The sequence below is a fragment of the Ruegeria atlantica genome (genome assembly GCF_013033965.1).
Taxonomy (GTDB): Bacteria; Pseudomonadota; Alphaproteobacteria; order Rhodobacterales; family Rhodobacteraceae; genus Ruegeria; species Ruegeria atlantica_D.
This window is the reverse complement of sequence record NZ_WQFE01000004.1, coordinates 148178-166519: the sequence shown is the minus strand read 5'-3', so window position 1 is coordinate 166519 and position 18342 is coordinate 148178. Positions and strand designations below refer to the sequence as shown.

Sequence of the window (18342 nt, the reverse complement as noted above, 5' to 3'; positions counted from 1 at the left end):
GTGGGCGTAACCAGTGTTTCAGCAATGACTAAAGTTCGATTGGATACCCGCCATGTGGCAGCACAAACAAGGAAGTAAGAAAGAAGAACCTGTTAAGCGTCGGTGCCACCGCTGCAGAGGCATGGGGCGGGCACCTTGCCAGATCTGTAACGGATCGGGAGAAGTCGTCAAAAGCCGCGACATTCACGGAAAACCGATATTCAATCGCTGCGATGGCTGTTTTGGATTGAAAACGATCCGATGCACTATTTGTGCAGGCGAAGGGTTTGTGTGACGCTGCTGTATCTTAAGCAGGAAAACTGACCCAAGGAACGTTGTGCGGACTTTGCTGACCCTCAGTATGTGTCCGAAGAAGTCAAAAGGCCGACACCTATCGCTCCCTCTATGAGGTTTGAGGCAATCAAATGGCCCATTGCCTTCAAATCGTTGGATGGGGCGATCAAGTCGGGTATCTGCACGGTTCGTGCACCTGACGCTAAAGCAGCGCGTGTACCTGTTTCGCTATCCTCAAAGGCAATGCAGTCGTTGGCGTCAAAACCCAACCGTGCAGCGGCCATATGGAATATTTCCGGGTCTGGTTTATGCCTTTCAACTTTATCGCCACCAATGACGCAATCAAGGTACATCAAAAGGCCTGATCGCTCTAGCTGACTGCTGGCTCTATCAGTATTCGTTGATGTAGCAACCGCCAATGAATGACCTTTATTGGCAAGCACTTGGATCAGCTTCAATGCACCTAGCTTTGTTGGAATTTTGAGTGCCATTGCAGTATCGATGCGTCGGTCCCATTCTCGGTTGAATTCCTCAAAGCTGACGGCCCCTCTGAGACTGTCACGAATAATCTGCTCAGGTTTTTCTCCTCGTAGCCCAACACAGTCGAGAAATGTGTCCGGACTGTCGGGCAACGCGAAAGCTCGCCGCGTATCTACAAAGCAGTCAAGGCAGACTTTCTCTGTGTCTAGTAGGAGGCCGTCCATGTCGAAAATGACCGCAGGCAGAGGCATTGAACAACTCTTCATTGATGAATGTCATCTTTTTTGCGCACGGACCAATCAAGATCAATCAGGATGCACACAATGGGCTCACCGCAGACGTTCTTCGCAGTGCGTCTCCATCCCGCAGCAGCGAAAAAAAAGCCCGGCTGATGCCGGGCTTTGTCTTATTCTGACGTCTGTTTATTCTGTCGTTGAGGGGGCTGTCAGCTCTTCGGAAGGTGCGGAACCTTCGGCACAGCTGGCGACCAGTTCTTCGTATTGGCGGGTCACCCAACCAAGGGCCGCTTCGGGGTTCTGTTCTTCGATCTTGTCGCTGAACTGTTCGAACACCTTGGCCGAACGGCTTTCGTCAACGATCGTGTAGGACTGACCCGTCATCACCGTGTCGTAGACAAAGAAGGCGATGGCAACCAACAGGATGCCGCGGGCGATGCCGAAGAAAAAGCCAAGTGCCTGATCCAGGCCACCCAATGCAGATCGCTGCACAATGGACGAGAACAGGGGGGTAAAGATGCTGACGACGATCAAAGCAATTGCAAAGACCGCAGCAAAACCCGTGATGACGGACAATTCGCAGCTGTCACGCAGGAAATCTCCGACCACCGGGATCTCTTTGACCAGTGGCACGGCCTGAGGTGCAAAGATAAATGCCAACACCGCGGCCGCGACCCAGCCAGCGATGGCCAGAACCTCACGTAAGAAGCCGCGCGAATAGGCAAGAATGCCCGAAACGACGATGATCAGGGCAACGACCCCGTCAATTATTGTAAAACCTTCCATGGCCCTCGCCTGTTCTTTTTCTGCCCCTCAGGGCGCGACCTTAACCTGCTCCGAAGGTTTCGCCAACAAACCCAACCAAATCAGAGGGTCGGGTGAGTGTCAGACCTGCCACAGTACCGGTTTTGCCGCCCGCCGGAGCGATTGCCGATGTGAAACCAAGTTTTTGGGCTTCTTTCAACCTGTTTTCTGTCTGCGGGGCCGGTCTAAGTGCCCCAGATAACGAGATTTCTCCGAAAACAACGGTATCTGCGGGCAGGGCTGTGTCTTCTCGGGCACTCAGCAGGGCTGCGGCAACGGCCAGATCCGCAGCGGGTTCACCGATTTTCAAGCCGCCAGCGACGTTGAGGTAGACATCGAGACCCGCAAAAGGGATGCCGCAGCGCGCTTCGAGTACGGCGAGGATCATCGCCAGTCGACCGCTGTCCCAACCAACAACGGTACGGCGCGGTTGCGAATGAGGGGAAGGCGCCACAAGTGCTTGTAATTCAACCAGAACGGGGCGTGTACCTTCGATTCCGGCAAAGACTGCCGATCCGGGGCTGGGTGTGCCGCGCTCGGACAGAAACAGGGCCGATGGGTTGGTCACTTGTGCCAGCCCTTTGCCCGTCATCTCGAACACGCCGATCTCATCTGCCGGGCCAAAGCGGTTCTTGACGGCGCGTAGAATGCGAAACTGATGGCCGCGCTCACCTTCGAAATAAAGCACGGTGTCCACCATATGTTCGACGACACGGGGGCCTGCGATCTGGCCCTCTTTGGTGACGTGGCCGACCATGATGACCGAAACGCCGTGTCGTTTCGCAAACGTGGTCAATTCATGTGCCGCGGCACGTACTTGTGACACCGAGCCCGGCGCGCTGTCCACGTTGTCGGCCCACATGGTCTGAATCGAGTCGATAATAGCCAGCCCGGGTTTCTCGGCCTCCAGCGTCGTCAGAATGTCCCGCAGGTTGGTTTCAGCGGCCAGCTGCACCGGGGCGTCCTCCAGCCCCAGACGCCGCGCACGCATGCGTACCTGTGCGCTGGCTTCTTCGCCGGACACGTAGATCGTCTTGACGCCCGCACGTGCAAACCGGGCTGCGGCCTGCAACAGCAACGTCGATTTGCCAATACCCGGATCGCCCCCAACCAACAGGGCCGAGGCCGGGACCAGACCGCCACCCAAAACGCGGTCCAGCTCTTCTACGCCGCACAAGGTGCGCGGCGGTGGTGTTTCCTCGGTCGACAGGTCCGTGAGTGCGATGGACTGGCCACGTTTGCCGCCGAGGGATTTCTTTGCAGGGCCAGCCGAAAGAGGCACGTCTTGCGCGATTGTGTTCCATTCCCCGCAGCCGTCACATCGCCCGGACCACCGGGAATGCGTTGCGCCACAGGCCGAGCAGGAGAAAGTTGTCTTTGCCATTCGGCCTTGGTGCCCGAGGACGGGCGGTTCTTCAAGCCCTTGCAGGGCTCTCATCGCCGCCGGTGGCGCGCCGTGTCCTCAGGCCCGATGGGCCATCGTCCCCGGCGGGCGCTGTCGCGCCTATTCCGCGGCGCGGGGCGGCGACATCGCAATGACGCTCGATTTCTTTGAATCGCGTTCAACACTGGGCGGTTGCAGCTGCGCCGACAATTCGGGCAACAGCTCGAAAAGTTCATCGCGCAGACGGGTCAATTGCGATTTTGCGATGGTTTCTTCCATCTCAATGTCGTGGGTCCATTGCCGCAGTTCATGCTGAATGACTTGGGCTTCTTCTATCCGCTTCTGGAACAGCTCAATCTCTTCCTGGCGCTGTTGCAGGAACGTGCGCGCGCGGTTCACGCGGGCATCGCCATAGGTTTCAGCCAGCTCGTGGCTGATATGGCTCATTTGCGCCGCCAGTTCCAAAACTTCGGGTTCGAGCGATTGCAGGTCGGGGTGGTGGCGCAAAAAGGCCATTCTTTCTTTTACTGCGTCGAATTCGGAGGACATCAGAAACGTATCGCCACGATCCGCCGTATGAGCCAGTTGATAGGCGTGCGACACGTCATGCATGTTCAGCGAGAACTTACGATGTGATGTTTCTAGCGCCATCATCCGCGCATTTGCGGGCAGATAGAAGGCCAGCATGAGAATCAGCACCGTCAGACCGATCTGGATATACATGCCAGCATCCACAACCGGGCCGTTGCCGAAACCGGCCTGCATGGACAGCCAAGGCAGAACCCCCAAAGCGGACAGAAGACACGCGCCGACCGAGAAAAGGGCCGCAGTGCAAATGAGGAAAAAAGTCAGTCGTAAAAAGGCATTTTGAAATTGCAATGTAATGTTATGGAGGGCAGTCATCTTAGACGAACTCCTTTTGAAACCGGAACACACCGGCCCAAAGCGGGGAACACCTAAAACACACAGAATGATCCGCTCAGGACCGAAACTACAAAAATTTACTGCTCGAAATACTAAGATGATACTCAGATAAACGTTTTCAATCAATTAGCTCTGAGAATTTCGTGATCTGCGTGTCATTTCGGTAATGTGGCCCAATGCGATCGAGGCCAGAATGCAGGCCGTGAACAGGTAAAGACCCCACGCAGTTTCAATGGTCGCGTAGGAGATTCCCTTCGCCAATGTGATGTAAAGCGCGATGAGGAAAATGTCGGCCATGGCCAGTTTACCGAGGATATTCAGCGCAGGTTGCACACGCGGGTCCAGCAGGTCCCACTGGATCAGGGCAGTGCCGATGGTTTTGATGTAAGGAGCAAACAGGGCGAAGATGGTGACAATCAGCGCCAGGAAGACGTCCGACTTCCACAGAGATTGCAGACCGGTGATGACGCTGATCTCGCTGAGGCCGAAGATTGGCAGCAGACCCGCGCGCATCAGCGGGGCGAACCATGCGATGGGGTAGAGGATCAGGAGCGAGAGAGTGGCGAAGCGGAGGGTCACGAGTTAGAGCACCTTGGGCAAGCAAATTTTGAGCTGAATGCGGCTTCGATTATGCGAACTATGCACTCCTAAAGTGCGCGACAGCGTTTCACTTCCCTACTTTGAGAGTTTTTTATTCAATTCAACTTGCACTTCTGACAGCAAAGTGTCGATTCCTGCCAAAACTGCCTCAACGCAAACCTCCCTGTAAACTCGGTCTTTAGCTGGGTAGCGTGCCCTAAATTTCTCTTCGTGGTTTTCACCGTTTTGCATTTTAAATAAGCTGTAATTGCTGTTCAGCGAAAGGATGTGAGTGTCCAAGAAATACCACTTATGTGGTGATTGACCCATGTCTTCCAGACGTCGCAGCATTCCATCGGGCGGTCCAACAATGCGAGCGGCCTCAAAAGCGGTTTTCTCAACTTTTTCTAAGTCCCTGGTTTCTCGAACTTGGCTAAGTAGTTTCTCCAAGTTGTGCCCTAGGTTCTTTATTTTTTCTTTTGAATGGCCAGCTAGTAGTAACGCTGTCTTAAATGTTAACTCGGTTGCTAGACCTACGTTTTGGTAAACTGGCCCGACACGAAATACACGATCTTTGTGATCCGAGTATTCCTTTACACTTTTTGCCCAATGCTGCTCAGGAAATAGTGTCTTACACGCCGAAAAATATGCGTCGGCGTAGTCAAAAAAATCTACTATTTCCTCAATGGGTTCAGTCACCGCACCGCCTCAATCGGCCCCTCCGCACTCCCGCTGATGAACTGCTCCACGTAGGGATCACCCGAGGCATCCATCTGCCCAACCGGGCCGGTCCATTGGATGACGCCTCCGTGCAGCATGGCCACGTTGTCGGCAATCGCGCGGACGGAACTCATGTCGTGGGTGATGGTCATCGCGGTGGCGCCCATCTCGGTCACGATCTCGCGGATCAGGTCGTTGATGACGCCGGACATGATCGGGTCGAGGCCGGTAGTGGGCTCGTCGAAGAAAATGATCTCGGGCTCGGCCGCGATGGCGCGAGCAAGTCCCACACGCTTCTGCATGCCGCCCGACAGTTCGGACGGAAATCGGTCAGCCACATCGGATTTCAGCCCAACGCGGCGCAGTTTTTCGATGGCGATTTCGCGGGCGTATTCGGCGGGGCGCTTCAACGGGCCGCGCAGCAGGCGGAATGAGACGTTCTGCCAGACGGGCAGGGAGTCGAACAGGGCCGCGCCCTGAAACAGCATTCCGAAACGGGCGAGGAACTTATCGCGGTCGCCTTTTGTGGCGTCCTTGCCGTTCACGTAGATCATGCCGCTGTCCGGTTTGATCAGGCCGAGAATACACTTCAAAGCCACCGACTTCCCGGTGCCCGATCCACCGATGATAACCATCGAGGTGCCTTTGGGGATCTCAAGGCTCATGCCTTGCAGAACCTGATTGTCGCCAAAGGCTTTTGTTACGTTCTCCATCCTGATCATACCGAGAAGAACACCCCTGTGAGAATGAAGTTGGCAGCCAGGATCATGATCGCGGCGGATTCGACCGAGGACTTGGTGGCCCGGCCCACACCTTGCGCACCGCGGCCCGAGTTCATGCCGTAGTAGCAGCCCATGACTGCCGCAATCAGACCAAACGCAGCGCCTTTGACCAGCGACGACACGATGTCCTTGACCTCAAGGAAATTGACCGTGTTCAGCAGGTATGTCGCCGCGTTGAAGCCCAGGTTTTCCGTTGCGACCACATAGCCGCCTGCGATGCCGATGATATCTCCGATCCCGACCAGAATAGGCACGGTGATCAGGGCCGCCAGAACGCGGGGGGCGGTCAGGTATTTCATCGGGTGGGTCGACAGGGTGACCAGCGCGTCAATCTGCTCAGTCACTTTCATGGTCGCGATTTCGGCTGCGATGGACGAGGTCACACGCGCGGCGATCATCAGGCCGACCAGCACCGGCCCAAGCTCGCGCACCATGCCGATGGCGACGATCTGTGGCACCACCGCCTCGGCATTGAATCGCGCGCCGCCAGCATAGATTTGCAGGGCCAGCGCACCGCCGGTGAAGATGGCGGTCAGGCCTACAACCGGCAGTGACAACCAGCCGACATTCATCAGGGCGACCGCGAACTCGCGCGGGTAATAGGGCGGGCGAAAAATGTGCGAGATCGCATCCAGCGCAAAGATCGCCACCTTGCCGAAATTGGCAAACAGCGTCAGGACAGCGCGGCCCAATCCACCCAGCGCGGCCAAAGGGTTCATTCCACGTATCCCCGGGAGTAACGCGCGCCCAGCGACGTCAGGATTTCATAGCCAATGGTGCCTGCAGCCTCGGCCAGATCATCGACCGTTTGGTGGCCATTAAGGATACGCAGGCGTTCCGGGTCTTCAGGCAGGTCGGTGACATCGACCGTGATCAAATCCATCGAGATGCGCCCGACAACCGGGCAGGGCTGACTGCCGGAAAATGCGTCGATGCCGCCTCCAATGGCCCGGTGCAAACCGTCGGCATATCCTGCCGCAACCGTCGCGATACGTGAAGGGCGGCGAGCGGTCCAGCTGTTGCCGTATCCGACCGATTCACCAACTTCGACAGCACGGACTTGGATGACCGGCAGGTCGACTGTCACAACAGGTTTCGCGTCCGCAAAAGGCATGCCGCCGTATAGGCCGACGCCAGGGCGGCAGAAATCAAAGTGGAAATCCGGGCCAAGCAACGTACCGCCCGTGGCCGCCAGCGAGCGCGGCGCGGCGGTGCCGTCGGTCATCTCGCGGAACGCCTTAAGCTGCTGGCGATTCATCGGATGATCGGGTTCATCCGAGCAGGCCAGGTGCGACATCATTACGACCGGGTTCAGCGCCTCGGCCTTTGGGCGCAGTTCAGCCCAGTCCGCAGGTTCTAGGCCCAGCCGGTTCATGCCGCTGTCCAACTGGATGCCAAAGGGGTGATCCGGAAGCGCCTGTTGGTGGCGCTGGAATTGCTCGGGCGCGTTGATCAGCGGCGTCAGATCGTGATCGCGCAGCAGGTCGGTGTCGCCTTCCATATGACCCGAGAATACGGCGATCATCGGTCCGGGGCCGATGGCCTTGCGCACGGCGACGCCTTCTTCGGCCACTGCCACAAAAAATTTGCGAACGCCTTCCTCGGCCAGGGTGGCGGACACTGGCTCGGCCCCCAGGCCGTAAGCGTCGGCTTTTACCACGGCGCCGGTTTCGACATCCGTTTTCGCATCGAGCGCGCGCCAGTTACTGGCCAGCGCTTGAAGATTGATCGTCAAACGTGCGGTACTCATGGCACCGTTCATGACATTGGATCACGGCAGGTCAAGGGGGTTTACTGTGATTATTGCAATCTTAGGCTGGAACTTGGGCAAGTTCCGGCCTGTCGCGCAAGGCATTGGCGAAAAAAGAGGATAAGCTCGCCCGCGCAACGGTATTGTGTCCGCCTTATGTTCAACTGCGGGCGTTTGCGTGGGATCGTTGAGCCGCGTACAGACCCAAGAGAGATTAGAAAGAGATCACCGTGGAGTTTACGACAGAGAAAAAAGGCTGGGCGAACAATCTGCCAGACTTTTTCAGGCAGGTTTTTGCGGCTTCGGAAAGCAATGCAGAGGGTGCAGTGATTGGCGCGTTGGTCTCGGATCTTCTGGCCACAACGCCTGACGACGACCTGATTGCAGCCATCGCTCATGACGGTCCCGAAGTGCAGGCTTGCATCCTGTTTTCGCGACTGCGCTTTGATCAGGATCCGCGATTGGTGTTTCTGATGTCACCGGTTGCCGTCAAAACTGATCGGCAACGGGCCGGTATTGGGCGGAAACTGATTGGATTCGGATTGAACGCTCTACGCCGCCACGAGGTTGATTTTGCCTTCACTTATGGGGATCCGGGCTACTATAGCAAAACCGGGTTTCAGCCAATAAACGAAGAATTCGCCCGTGCGCCGTTGCCCCTAAGCCACCCGCATGGGTGGTTGGGGCAATCTTTGACCGGGACAGAGATGGTTCCTTTCAAAGGGTCGTCTTGCTGTGTCAGCGCGTTCAATCGGCCCGAGCTTTGGTAAGGGTCAATACCCTTCGATTTGACCGTCCTGTTGCCAGGGTTTGACGAGGTTGCCAAAGCGGGTGAACTGCGCCTCGAACGATAGTTCTACCGTGCCGATGGGGCCGTGACGCTGCTTGCCGACGATGACCTCGGCCTTGGCGTGCAGACGTTCCATCGCTTGCTTCCACTCTTCCATCTTTTCCAGCTCGTGATCGCCGGGTTTTTCACGCTCTTTGTAGTATTCTTCGCGGAATACAAACATCACAACGTCGGCGTCCTGCTCGATCGAGCCCGATTCCCGCAGGTCGGACAGTTGCGGGCGTTTGTCGTCGCGGTTTTCGACCTGACGGGACAGCTGCGACAGCGCGATGACCGGGATATTCAGTTCCTTGGCGATGGCTTTCATCCCCATCGAAATCTCGGCGATTTCGTTGACGCGGTTCTCGGCCATACCCCGGCAAAGCTGCAGATAGTCGATGACCAGCAGGTCAAGGCCATGTGTCCGCTTCAAACGGCGTGCCCGCGCCGCCAATTGCGAGATCGGCAGGGCAGGCGTGTCGTCAATGAACAGGGGGCAGGCTTCCAGTTCTTTGGCTGCGTCGACAAAGCGACGAAACTCGGCCTCGGTCATGTCACCCTGACGGATTTTGTGAGACGAAATCTCGGACGCTTCGGCCAGAACACGTCCAGCCAGCTGTTCCGCGCTCATCTCGAGTGAAAAGAACCCAACGACACCGCCGTCAATCGCACCTTCGGTGCCATCCGGTTTAAGCCCGCGCTTGTAGGCCTTGGCCACGTTAAACGCCACGTTGGTCGCCAGAGAGGTTTTCCCCATCGACGGACGACCTGCCAGAATGATCAGGTCAGACGGGTGCAATCCGCCAAGCTGTTTGTCCAAGTCGGCCAGACCGGTGGAAATCCCTGCCATGCCGCCACCGCGCTGATATGCTTCGTTGGTGACGTTGACGGCTTCTGTGACCGCCTTGAGGAAGGATTGAAATCCCTGTTCGGTCTGGCCCTGCTCGGATAACTGATAAAGCTGCTGCTCGGCCTCGACGATTTGTTCTTTTGGCTCGCTGCTGACATCGACCCGCGCCGCCTTGTCCGAGATATCCCGACCCAGCCGGATCAGCTCGCGACGAATGGCGAGGTCATAGATCATCTGGGCATAGTCATGCACGGCAAAGGCACTGATCGAAGCACCAGCCAATTTGACCAGATAAGCGGGACCGCCCAGTTCCTTCAGGCCTTCATCCTCGGCCATGAAGGATTTCAGCGTCACGGGCGAGGCCAGCGCGTTCTTGGCGATGCGCGTGGCCGCAACTTCATAGATGCGGGCGTGGACCGGGTCGTAGAAATGCTCGGCCCCGATGATCGACGCCACGCGATCATACAGATCGTTGTTGGTCAGAATCGCACCCAGAAGCTGTTGTTCGGCTTCAATGGAATGCGGCATGGTTTCTGCGCTCTGAATCTGAGCCACTGCCTGTTCGATACTGCTGATCTCGTTCATATTGTCCCCGCTGCCCACGGTGTTCTTTACACGCGTCAAGGCTATCTCGGCTATCTGGAAATACCTGTGGCTAACTATGGATAAAGCCTTGGGATAACTTTCCAAACAGTTTGGATGCCTGCATGTGCGTAGCTCATTATGTAGGAATTGTGGGAAAAGTCACCAGATATCGTGGCCCGGCGACCGATTCTTCGAGACTTATCCCCAATCTGTCCACAAGAGGTTTACGTGGTTTTATTTGCTTCCTGCCAGCCCCGCGGGTCTTTCAGGAAGGCTTCAACACCCTCAAGTGTTTCCTGATCAAAGGCTTTCTGTGCTTTCGCCTCGGCCAGAACATCCCACCATGTGCATAGGTGATGTAGTCGGACACCGTGATCACCCAGTGTTTTTTCGGTCTCGGGGAAGATGCCATAATAGAAGATCACCGCCGTATGCCCGCATGTGGCGCCGGTTTCGCGGATGGCATCTACGAAGGACAGCTTAGAGCCGCCATCGGTGGTCAGATCTTCGACCAGCAGCACACGCTCGCCCTCGCTCATCGCGCCTTCGATACGGGCGTTGCGGCCATACCCTTTGGGTTTTTTGCGGACATAGGTCATCGGTAGCGCCATACGCTCTGCGACCATTGCGGCGAATGGAATGCCCGCAGTCTCACCGCCCGCGATGTTGTCGAACGCCTCAAAGCCCGCGTCACGCATTACGGTGACAGTCAGGAAATCCATCAGGGTCGACCGGATGCGCGGGTAAGAGATCAGCTTGCGACAGTCGATATAGGTCGGGCTGGGCAGACCAGAGGCCAATGTGAACGGCTCGCGGGAATTGAAGTGGACGGCCTCGATCTCCAGCAGCATCCGCGCGGTCAGGCGGGCAATCTCGGTGCTGTCGGGGAATGAACTGGGGATCATAACGGTACCTCTGGGCTGAATGGCATTGCGGGCTGATAGCCCGTCCTGCGACCCAGAGTCGAGAGGGTGCGCGTAAAAGAAAAGCGGACCTCACGCAGAGGTCCGCTTTTGCCCTTGCGGGCACAAGGCAGCCAAGGTGGGCTTAGCTGCTCATGTCATAGGCGCGTTCTCCGTGTACCGACAGATCGAGCCCGTTTGTTTCGGTTTCTGCGTCTACGCGAAGCGGGGTGATCAGCGCAACCACCTTGATCAACACAAATGTGACAACTGCCGTAAAGGCACCCACAATCACCAGCCCGCCAAGCTGCGCGGTCCATGCGCCCAAACCGAAGACGGCGATCATGATGGTGCCGAAAATGCCACCGACACCGTGCACCGCGAAAACGTCCAGCGTGTCGTCGATGTTCAGCATGTTGCGAACGACGTTGACGGCCTCTTGGCATAGCACGCCCGCCACGGCACCGATGATCAGCGCCTGAACTGGATCGACATAGCCCGAGGCAGGAGTGATTGAGGCCAGACCCGCAATCGTGCCGGTGACCAGGCCCACCATCGAGGCTTTTCCGTATTTGATACGTTCGTATAGCGCCCACGTCAGCGATGCGGTCGCGGCCGAAATATGCGTGACAGTCAGCGCCATCGCCGCCCCACCGTCGGCTGCCAATTGCGAGCCGCCATTGAAGCCGAACCAGCCGACCCACAGCATCGCGGCACCGATCATGACATAGCCGGGGTTATGCGGCGGCGTCGTGCGATTGCGGCGCGGGCCAAGCACCACGGCGATGATCAGCGCTGCCAGACCTGCGGTTTCATGCACTACGATACCACCGGCAAAGTCACGGACGCCGATCTCACCCAAAATTCCGCCATCGGTCAGGATGCCGCCACCCCAGATCCAGTGGACAACCGGTGCGTAACACAGCAGCATCCACAGGCCCGAGAAGATCATCACAAAGCCATAGCCCACACGCTCGACATATGCGCCGATAATCAGAGCCGGGGTGATGATCGCAAAGGTCATTTGGAAGGCAAAGAACAGGACCTCGGGCAGTGTGCCCGACAGGCTGTCGGCATCGACCCCGTTCAGGAAGGCTTTGCCAAGACCGCCCCACAGGCCCGAGCCTCCGTCACCAAATGCGATCGAGTATCCGGCGACCAACCACAGGATGCTCATCAAACAGGCGATTGAGAAGCAGTGCATGAAAACGCTCAGCACGTTTCGGGCGCGCACAAGGCCGCCGTAGAACAGGGCGAGGCCCGGCAATGTCATGAATAGGACCAGTGCGGTTGCAACTATGATCCAGGCAGTATCGGCTCCATTCATCAGCCGGTCTCCTCTTTGGCGTCTTCAGCTTGCGTAGCTGGCGTTGAAGCGGAGAGAGGGCGGGGAAAAAAGAGGCAGAGGTGGTTTTGGGTGCCTGTTTTAAGGGCCTTTTATCAACCGATGATTAAATGGGCGTCAAAAGGTACAGAGTGCTTTATTTTTGAGCGAACAACGAAATGCCGTGCGACAGCAGGTTCAGGGCATGATCGCGGGCCGCAATGCGGACCTTGTCACGTCCCAACGCCCCGAATTCGACCGTTTCGGTCTTTGTCTTCTGCCCGTCGGCAGCGAGCCCAAAGCAAACGCGGCCTTCTGGCTTGAATTCAGATCCGCCGGGGCCTGCGATGCCGGTGATCGAAACGGTCAGTTGGGCCTGCGAGTTCTTCAATGCACCCTCTGCCATCTCCAGCGCGACTTCTTCGGACACAGCGCCATGGGTTTCCAGAGTCTCGGCATTTACGCCCAGCATCTGTTGCTTAGCATCATTGGTGTAAGTGACAAAACCGCGATCCACCACGGCCGAACTGCCTGGAATATGCGTCAGCGCAGCGGCGACCATACCGCCAGTGCAGCTTTCGGCTGTAGCGATCATCACACCTTGCGCCTTGGCGCGGTCAAGCAGGTCCGCAACGGTCACAGGCCCAGAACCCCGTGTGAGATAACAGCAAGGATCAAAATACCGATCCCGGCAAAAACGCCTGCAATCACATCGTCCAGCATCACCCCCATCGCATCACCCTTGCGGTCCGCCCAACCGACAGGGCCGGGTTTGGTGATGTCGAACAAGCGAAACAGAAGGAAACCCGCGATCCAGCCGGGCCAAAGGGCGGTGATATCAATCCCATGCGCCCAAGAGGGGTAGGAAATAGCCCAGAGTGCGATGAACTGTCCGGCAACCTCGTCGATGACGATTTCGGACGGGTCGTGATCGTCCTGCCCTGCGGTCATCACCTTGGTGGCCCAAAGGCCGGCAACAAAAACGGCAACAGTGGCGATGACCAGTAAGGGAAACCCACCCAGCGTATGCAGACCCCAAGCCAAGGGCAGGGCGGCCAGCGATCCCCAGGTTCCGGGCGCGGGGCGCAGATATCCGACGCCGCAAACAGTTCCGATCAGGCGCGCGGCGGTCATGATTTCACCAGACAAGCTGTGGCGAGCGAGGCGATGCCTTCACTGCGCCCGGTAAAGCCCAGACGTTCAGACGTGGTCGCCTTGACCGAGACCTGATCGTCGCGCAACCCCATGATCTGGGCCATTTCTTCGCGCATTGCAGGCGCGTGAGGGCCGATCTTGGGATACTCACAAACCAGCGTGCAATCGACGTTTGAGATGCTGTAGCCCATCTGCCCGGCCAGCTCGACCGCGTGGCGCAGGAAGATCTCGCTTGCCGCGCCTTTCCATTGTGGGTCCGATGGCGGAAAGTGCTGGCCGATATCGCCCTGTGCCAGCGCGCCATAGATCGCGTCGGTTACGGCGTGCATGCCAACATCCGCGTCTGAGTGACCCTGAAGGCCCCGATCATGCGGAACCTTGACGCCGCACAGGATCACATGATCCCCGTCGCCGAACCGATGCACGTCGTATCCGTTGCCCAATCTTACATCCATATCGGTCCTCAATATGCGTTCCGCCCGGTCAAAATCCTCGGGCCTAGTGATTTTGATGTTGTCCGCATCGCCGGGCACAATGGCCACGTCCATGCCTGAAGCACGGGCGACCTCGACATCGTCCGCTGCGCCGCCGGGATGGGCGGCATGTGCCGCAACAATCGCGTCATAATGAAAGCCCTGCGGGGTCTGTGCTGCAAAAAGACCGGCTCGGTCCTGCGTTCCCGTTACGACGGCTCCATCGCCGGTCCAAAGCGCATCTGTGACTGCCAGGCCAGGGGCCGCAGCTTCATGCCGGATCAGGGCCGCCAGTACGTCCTGAATGGCCCGGCGGCTGACGCAGGGGCGGGCGATATCGTGAACCAAGACATGCTCGACCCCAAGGTCGGCAAGTGCATCAAGCCCATTCCGCACCGATCCAGCGCGATCACGGCCACCTATTGCCAGCAGAAGATCCGAGCCGGAAAACTCATCCCATGCGTTTTGGTCATCCTCGGACAGGACCAGAACGATATGGTCGACCTGCCTACGGAACCGGTCGATCGTCCAATCCGCAACCCGACGCCCGGCAAGGGGGCGCCATTGCTTGGGCATGCCGCCCCCGGCGCGCAGTCCGCGTCCTGCGGCGACGATGATGGCGGCGGTGGTCATTTAGGCGAATTCTCCGGTGATTTGAGCGCAGTGTTTAAGCTGCGGTGAATGTAGAGGCAATCACCCGCGTCAAGTTGCCTAAAAAATGGGCAGGTGATGATTTTGCAGGCTTGTTTCCCTCAGTTTTGTTGTTCATATGCGCCGAATTCGATATCTAAGTCGCAACTGCCCAAGGATTAAGCACGTTGACTCTGCAACTCGCTGACAAAACCCTGAACCCGCCGGTCATGTTGGCCCCGATGGCGGGGATCACTGATCGACCGTTCCGCGATCTGGTGATGCGCTTTGGCGCAGGCATGGTCGTAAGTGAAATGGTCGCCAGTCAGGAGATGGTGCAGGCCAAACCGGGGGTGCGGGAACGGGCCGAGTTGTCTGCCGACGTCGAAAACACCGCCGTTCAACTGGCCGGGCGCGATGCGCATTGGATGGCCGAAGCGGCGCGTCAGGTGGCCGATCGTGGGGCACGGGTGATCGACATCAACATGGGGTGCCCAGCTAAGAAAGTGACAAACGGTTATTCCGGCTCGGCGCTGTTGAAAACGCCGGATCACGCGCTGACGCTGATCGAGGCGGTGGTCGAGGCCGTTGATGTCCCGGTCACTCTGAAAACCCGACTGGGCTGGGATGACAACCTGCTGAACGCGCCAGACGTGGCGCGTCGGGCTCAGGACGCGGGCGTCCAACTGGTCACGATCCACGGTCGGACGCGATGCCAGTTCTACAAGGGGCATGCAGACTGGCAGGCGATCCGCTCGGTGAAAGAGGCGGTCTCGATTCCTGTGATCGCGAACGGAGATATCGTGGGCTCCAATGCGGCACGCACGGCTTTGGATCAATCTGGCGCGGATGGCGTCATGGTTGGACGCGGGGCGCAGGGGAAGCCGTGGTTGTTGGCTCAAATCTGCCACGACTTGTATGGAACACAGGCACCAGCGGTTCCTGCCAATGCCGACCTGATCGACATGGTGCGCGGCCACTATGAGGCGATGCTGGCCTTCTACGGCACCGATCTGGGCCTGCGTGTGGCGCGCAAGCATCTGGGTTGGTACATGGATGAGGCCGTGACCCCGGCAACCTTGCGCCGTGCAGTGCTGACCTCAAGGGACACCGCCGAGGTGTTGCGCCTGTTGGGCGATGCGTTGGGTGGAAATACGGAGGCAGCGGCATGAACTCGGATCAAAGCATCTGGGCCTCGCTTCCTGTTCCGGCATTCATCATTGATTCTGATGATCGGATCTCAGATGTGAATTCCGCCGGAGAGGGATTTCTGAACGCATCCCGCAAGGCGGTCATCGGTCACCCGGTTTGGGACCAGATCGCAGTTGATGCCCCGCTGGAAGAAGCGTTTCTGCGCGCACGCGAGCAGGGCACTCCGCTGTTTGTGAATGATGTGGATGTCGGGTCGGGCAACCGGGCTCCGTTGCAATGCGCTCTGCAGATTGCACCGCTGCTTGGGCATCCGGGGTCAATGATCATGACCATTTCACCGCGCGAACTGGCCGGACGGATGACGCGCGGAAACACAGTGAAGTCAGCCGCCCAATCCGCGATTGGCATGGCCGAGATGCTGGCGCATGAAATCAAGAACCCGCTGGCAGGGATTACCGGGGCCGCGCAGCTTTTGAGTATGAATATCAGTCAGGAAGATCTTGAACTTACAGATCTTATCGTGGCCGAAAGCCGCCGGATCGTGAAGCTTTTGGAGCAGGTTGAGCAGTTTGGAAACCTGTCCCAGCCTGATTTCAAACCGGTTAATATTCACGACGTTCTGGACCGCGCGCGGCGCTCGGCACTGCTGGGATTTGGCGCGCATATGACGATTATCGAGGACTACGATCCATCGCTGCCAATGGCCTATGGTGACCCGGATCAGCTTTTGCAGGTGGTCCTGAACCTGCTCAAGAATGCGTCCGAGGCGTCTCCCAAAGGCGGGACAATCCGTCTGCGCACTTATTTTGAGCATTCCTTCCGCCTTCGTCGCAGTGACGGTTCGGGGCATTCCCTTCCGCTGCAGATCGAAATCATCGACGACGGTCCGGGGCTACCAGAGAAAATCCGCAGCGACATTTTCGATCCGTTTGTGTCGGGCAAGGAAAACGGCACCGGCCTTGGGCTGGCGCTGGTCAGTAAAATCATCTCGGACCATGACGGCTGGATTTTGGCCGAGTCGGTTCCGGGACACACAGTATTTCGTTTGTCCCTCAGGCGAGCACCGCGGTGAAACCTGAGGCGGACCAGCCGGGCAGAGAAAGTAAGGAGAGCAACGATGGATGGCACAGTACTTGTCGCAGATGACGATCGGACAATTCGAACCGTTCTGACCCAGGCCCTGACACGGGCCGGGTGCAAGGTGCATGCGACATCCTCGCTGACAACTCTGATGCGCTGGGTTGGCGAGGGCAAAGGGGACGTTGTTATCTCGGACGTGGTCATGCCGGATGGCAATGGGCTCGAGATGCTGCCCAAGATCGCGCAGGACCGTCCGGGGCTGCCAGTCATCGTGATTTCAGCACAGAACACCATCATGACCGCTATTCAGGCGGCAGAAGCGGATGCATATGACTATCTGCCCAAGCCATTTGATCTGCCGGACCTGATGAAGCGGACTGCACGAGCTTTGGAACAAAAGCAACGCGTGCAGGCCGACGCGGTGGTGCCTGCGGAAGACCGGCCGGAGGAATTGCCGCTGGTTGGGCGAACTGCGGTGATGCAAGCGCTTTACAGGCTTGTGGCGCGGGTGATGAATACGGACTTGTCCGTCATGATCTCTGGTGAAAGTGGCACCGGCAAGTCTTTGATCGCACGGGCCATTCACGATTTCTCGGATCGGCGCACGCTGCCCTTTGTCACCGCAACCGCCGGCGACCTGCGTGACCTCGAAGGGCCTGCTCGCGTTATGGCAAGGGTTCGCGGCGGTACTCTGCTGATTGATGAGATCGCTGATATCGAGGATGAGGTGCAGGCGCGTATTGTCCGGATGATGGACACGCCCAGCGATCATGTCCCGCGCTTCATGGCGACCAGCCAATCTGATCTGACCGAGGCCATGGAGAGCGGGCGCGTGCGTCAGGATCTGTATTATAGGCTGTGCGGTGCAACGATCCATGTGCCTGCTCTGCGGGAACGGGTGGACGATATCACTCTGCTTGCCGACCATTTCCTCGCACGAGAAGAGCGCGAACACGGCACAAAGCGCTGGCTCAGCCCCGAGGCCGTAGAACTGGTACGGCGATACTCCTGGCCCGGAAACGTTCGGCAGCTTGAAAACGCAATCCGGCGTCTGAGCCTGACCAGCCGGGCTGAAGAAATCTCGAAGTCCGAGGTTGAGATGGTTTTGGGCAGCCAACCCGAAGCCGAACCGATTCTGGGCGGCGGTGAGCGTGAAAAACTTTCGGCCTCTGTCGCCCGTCATTTACGCCGCTATTTCGATTTGCACGGCAATTTATTGCCGCCTCCGGGCTTGTATCAACGCATTCTGCGAGAGGTTGAGGCTCCACTGATCGAGCAAGCGTTGGACGCAACCGGCGGAAATCAGGCGAAATGTGCGGATTTGCTGGGGATCAACAGGAATACGCTTCGTAAAAAAATCACTGAACTCGATATTCAGGTGACACGTCGACGCAAACTGATGTAATATCGCCACACAAAGCGTGGCATCC

19 protein-coding genes are annotated in these 18342 nt (G+C 57.8%); 4 read left to right on the top strand and 15 right to left on the bottom strand.

All coding sequences use genetic code 11. From position 1 onward, the window contains the following. Positions 1–335: 335 nt before the first annotated feature. The 9 genes from GOW16_RS09585 to alr form a co-directional block, all read right to left on the bottom strand. Entirely contained in the window at positions 336–1004 is a 669-nt protein-coding gene (locus tag GOW16_RS09585; protein WP_170413840.1) for an HAD family hydrolase, read from the bottom strand. Between the two features lie 171 nt (positions 1005–1175). Beyond that, a complete protein-coding gene (locus tag GOW16_RS09580) occupies positions 1176–1775 on the bottom strand; it encodes a CvpA family protein (RefSeq protein WP_170413838.1) in 600 nt (199 codons plus the stop codon). Positions 1776–1815: 40 nt separating this feature from the next. Continuing rightward, positions 1816–3177: a DNA repair protein RadA gene (gene radA, locus GOW16_RS09575; protein ID WP_170413835.1), complete on the bottom strand. Its 1362-nt coding sequence runs from the start codon at positions 3175–3177 to the stop codon at positions 1816–1818. 120 nt (positions 3178–3297) lie between these two features. Next, positions 3298–4080, bottom strand: a complete 783-nt coding sequence (locus GOW16_RS09570; RefSeq protein ID WP_170413832.1) for a DNA repair protein — start codon at positions 4078–4080, stop codon at positions 3298–3300. Between the two features lie 147 nt (positions 4081–4227). After that, positions 4228–4680 carry a paraquat-inducible protein A gene (locus GOW16_RS09565; RefSeq protein WP_170413829.1) on the bottom strand — a complete coding sequence of 151 codons (453 nt, stop codon included), beginning with the start codon at positions 4678–4680 and terminating at the stop codon, positions 4228–4230. A 96-nt stretch (positions 4681–4776) separates the two neighbouring features. Next, the gene (locus GOW16_RS09560; protein ID WP_170413826.1) at positions 4777–5379 is read right to left on the bottom strand and encodes a hypothetical protein; all 603 of its coding nucleotides are present in this window, start codon (positions 5377–5379) and stop codon (positions 4777–4779) included. Continuing rightward, on the bottom strand, positions 5376–6122 hold the full coding sequence (locus GOW16_RS09555; protein ID WP_170413823.1) for an ABC transporter ATP-binding protein: 747 nt from the start codon (positions 6120–6122) through the stop codon (positions 5376–5378). The genes GOW16_RS09560 and GOW16_RS09555 overlap by 4 nt, the downstream gene beginning before the upstream one ends. Next, entirely contained in the window at positions 6119–6901 is a 783-nt protein-coding gene (locus tag GOW16_RS09550) for an MlaE family ABC transporter permease (protein ID WP_170413820.1), read from the bottom strand. Before GOW16_RS09550 ends, GOW16_RS09555 begins: the two co-directional genes overlap by 4 nt. After that, the gene (gene alr, locus GOW16_RS09545; RefSeq protein WP_170413817.1) at positions 6898–7932 is read right to left on the bottom strand and encodes an alanine racemase; all 1035 of its coding nucleotides are present in this window, start codon (positions 7930–7932) and stop codon (positions 6898–6900) included. The genes GOW16_RS09550 and alr overlap by 4 nt, the downstream gene beginning before the upstream one ends. Positions 7933–8162: 230 nt before the next feature. Between alr and GOW16_RS09540 the strand changes: the two genes are divergently transcribed. Continuing rightward, complete coding sequence (locus tag GOW16_RS09540) at positions 8163–8702, top strand: GNAT family N-acetyltransferase (protein WP_170413814.1); 540 nt, start codon at positions 8163–8165, stop codon at positions 8700–8702. Positions 8703–8705: 3 nt separating this feature from the next. Here GOW16_RS09540 and GOW16_RS09535 read toward each other — a convergent pair whose 3' ends face one another. The 6 genes from GOW16_RS09535 to GOW16_RS09510 all read right to left on the bottom strand — a co-directional run bounded on the left by GOW16_RS09535 (position 8706) and on the right by GOW16_RS09510 (position 14683). Next, positions 8706–10196, bottom strand: coding sequence for a replicative DNA helicase (locus tag GOW16_RS09535; RefSeq protein ID WP_170413809.1), 1491 nt, complete (start codon positions 10194–10196; stop codon positions 8706–8708). A 224-nt stretch (positions 10197–10420) separates the two neighbouring features. After that, on the bottom strand, positions 10421–11101 hold the full coding sequence (locus GOW16_RS09530; protein WP_170413805.1) for an orotate phosphoribosyltransferase: 681 nt from the start codon (positions 11099–11101) through the stop codon (positions 10421–10423). Positions 11102–11243: 142 nt separating this feature from the next. Then, positions 11244–12425, bottom strand: a complete 1182-nt coding sequence (locus tag GOW16_RS09525; protein ID WP_170413803.1) for an ammonium transporter — start codon at positions 12423–12425, stop codon at positions 11244–11246. A gap of 154 nt (positions 12426–12579) precedes the next feature. Next, the gene (locus tag GOW16_RS09520) at positions 12580–13062 is read right to left on the bottom strand and encodes a CinA family protein (RefSeq protein ID WP_170413798.1); all 483 of its coding nucleotides are present in this window, start codon (positions 13060–13062) and stop codon (positions 12580–12582) included. Beyond that, complete coding sequence (locus GOW16_RS09515) at positions 13059–13556, bottom strand: phosphatidylglycerophosphatase A family protein (protein ID WP_170413795.1); 498 nt, start codon at positions 13554–13556, stop codon at positions 13059–13061. The genes GOW16_RS09520 and GOW16_RS09515 overlap by 4 nt, the downstream gene beginning before the upstream one ends. Continuing rightward, a complete protein-coding gene (locus GOW16_RS09510) occupies positions 13553–14683 on the bottom strand; it encodes a bifunctional 2-C-methyl-D-erythritol 4-phosphate cytidylyltransferase/2-C-methyl-D-erythritol 2,4-cyclodiphosphate synthase (protein ID WP_170413791.1) in 1131 nt (376 codons plus the stop codon). Before GOW16_RS09510 ends, GOW16_RS09515 begins: the two co-directional genes overlap by 4 nt. A 185-nt stretch (positions 14684–14868) precedes the next feature. Here GOW16_RS09510 and dusB point away from each other — a divergent pair, with 185 nt between their 5' ends. The 3 genes from dusB to GOW16_RS09495 are packed head-to-tail and all read left to right on the top strand — an operon-like array spanning position 14869 to position 18317. Continuing rightward, complete coding sequence (gene dusB, locus GOW16_RS09505) at positions 14869–15852, top strand: tRNA dihydrouridine synthase DusB (protein ID WP_170413787.1); 984 nt, start codon at positions 14869–14871, stop codon at positions 15850–15852. Beyond that, positions 15849–16904 (top strand): two-component system sensor histidine kinase NtrB, encoded by a 1056-nt coding sequence (locus tag GOW16_RS09500; RefSeq protein ID WP_170413784.1) that lies wholly within the window; start codon positions 15849–15851, stop codon positions 16902–16904. Before dusB ends, GOW16_RS09500 begins: the two co-directional genes overlap by 4 nt. 45 nt (positions 16905–16949) lie before the next feature. Beyond that, a complete protein-coding gene (locus GOW16_RS09495) occupies positions 16950–18317 on the top strand; it encodes a response regulator (RefSeq protein ID WP_170413781.1) in 1368 nt (455 codons plus the stop codon). Positions 18318–18342: the final 25 nt, after the last annotated feature.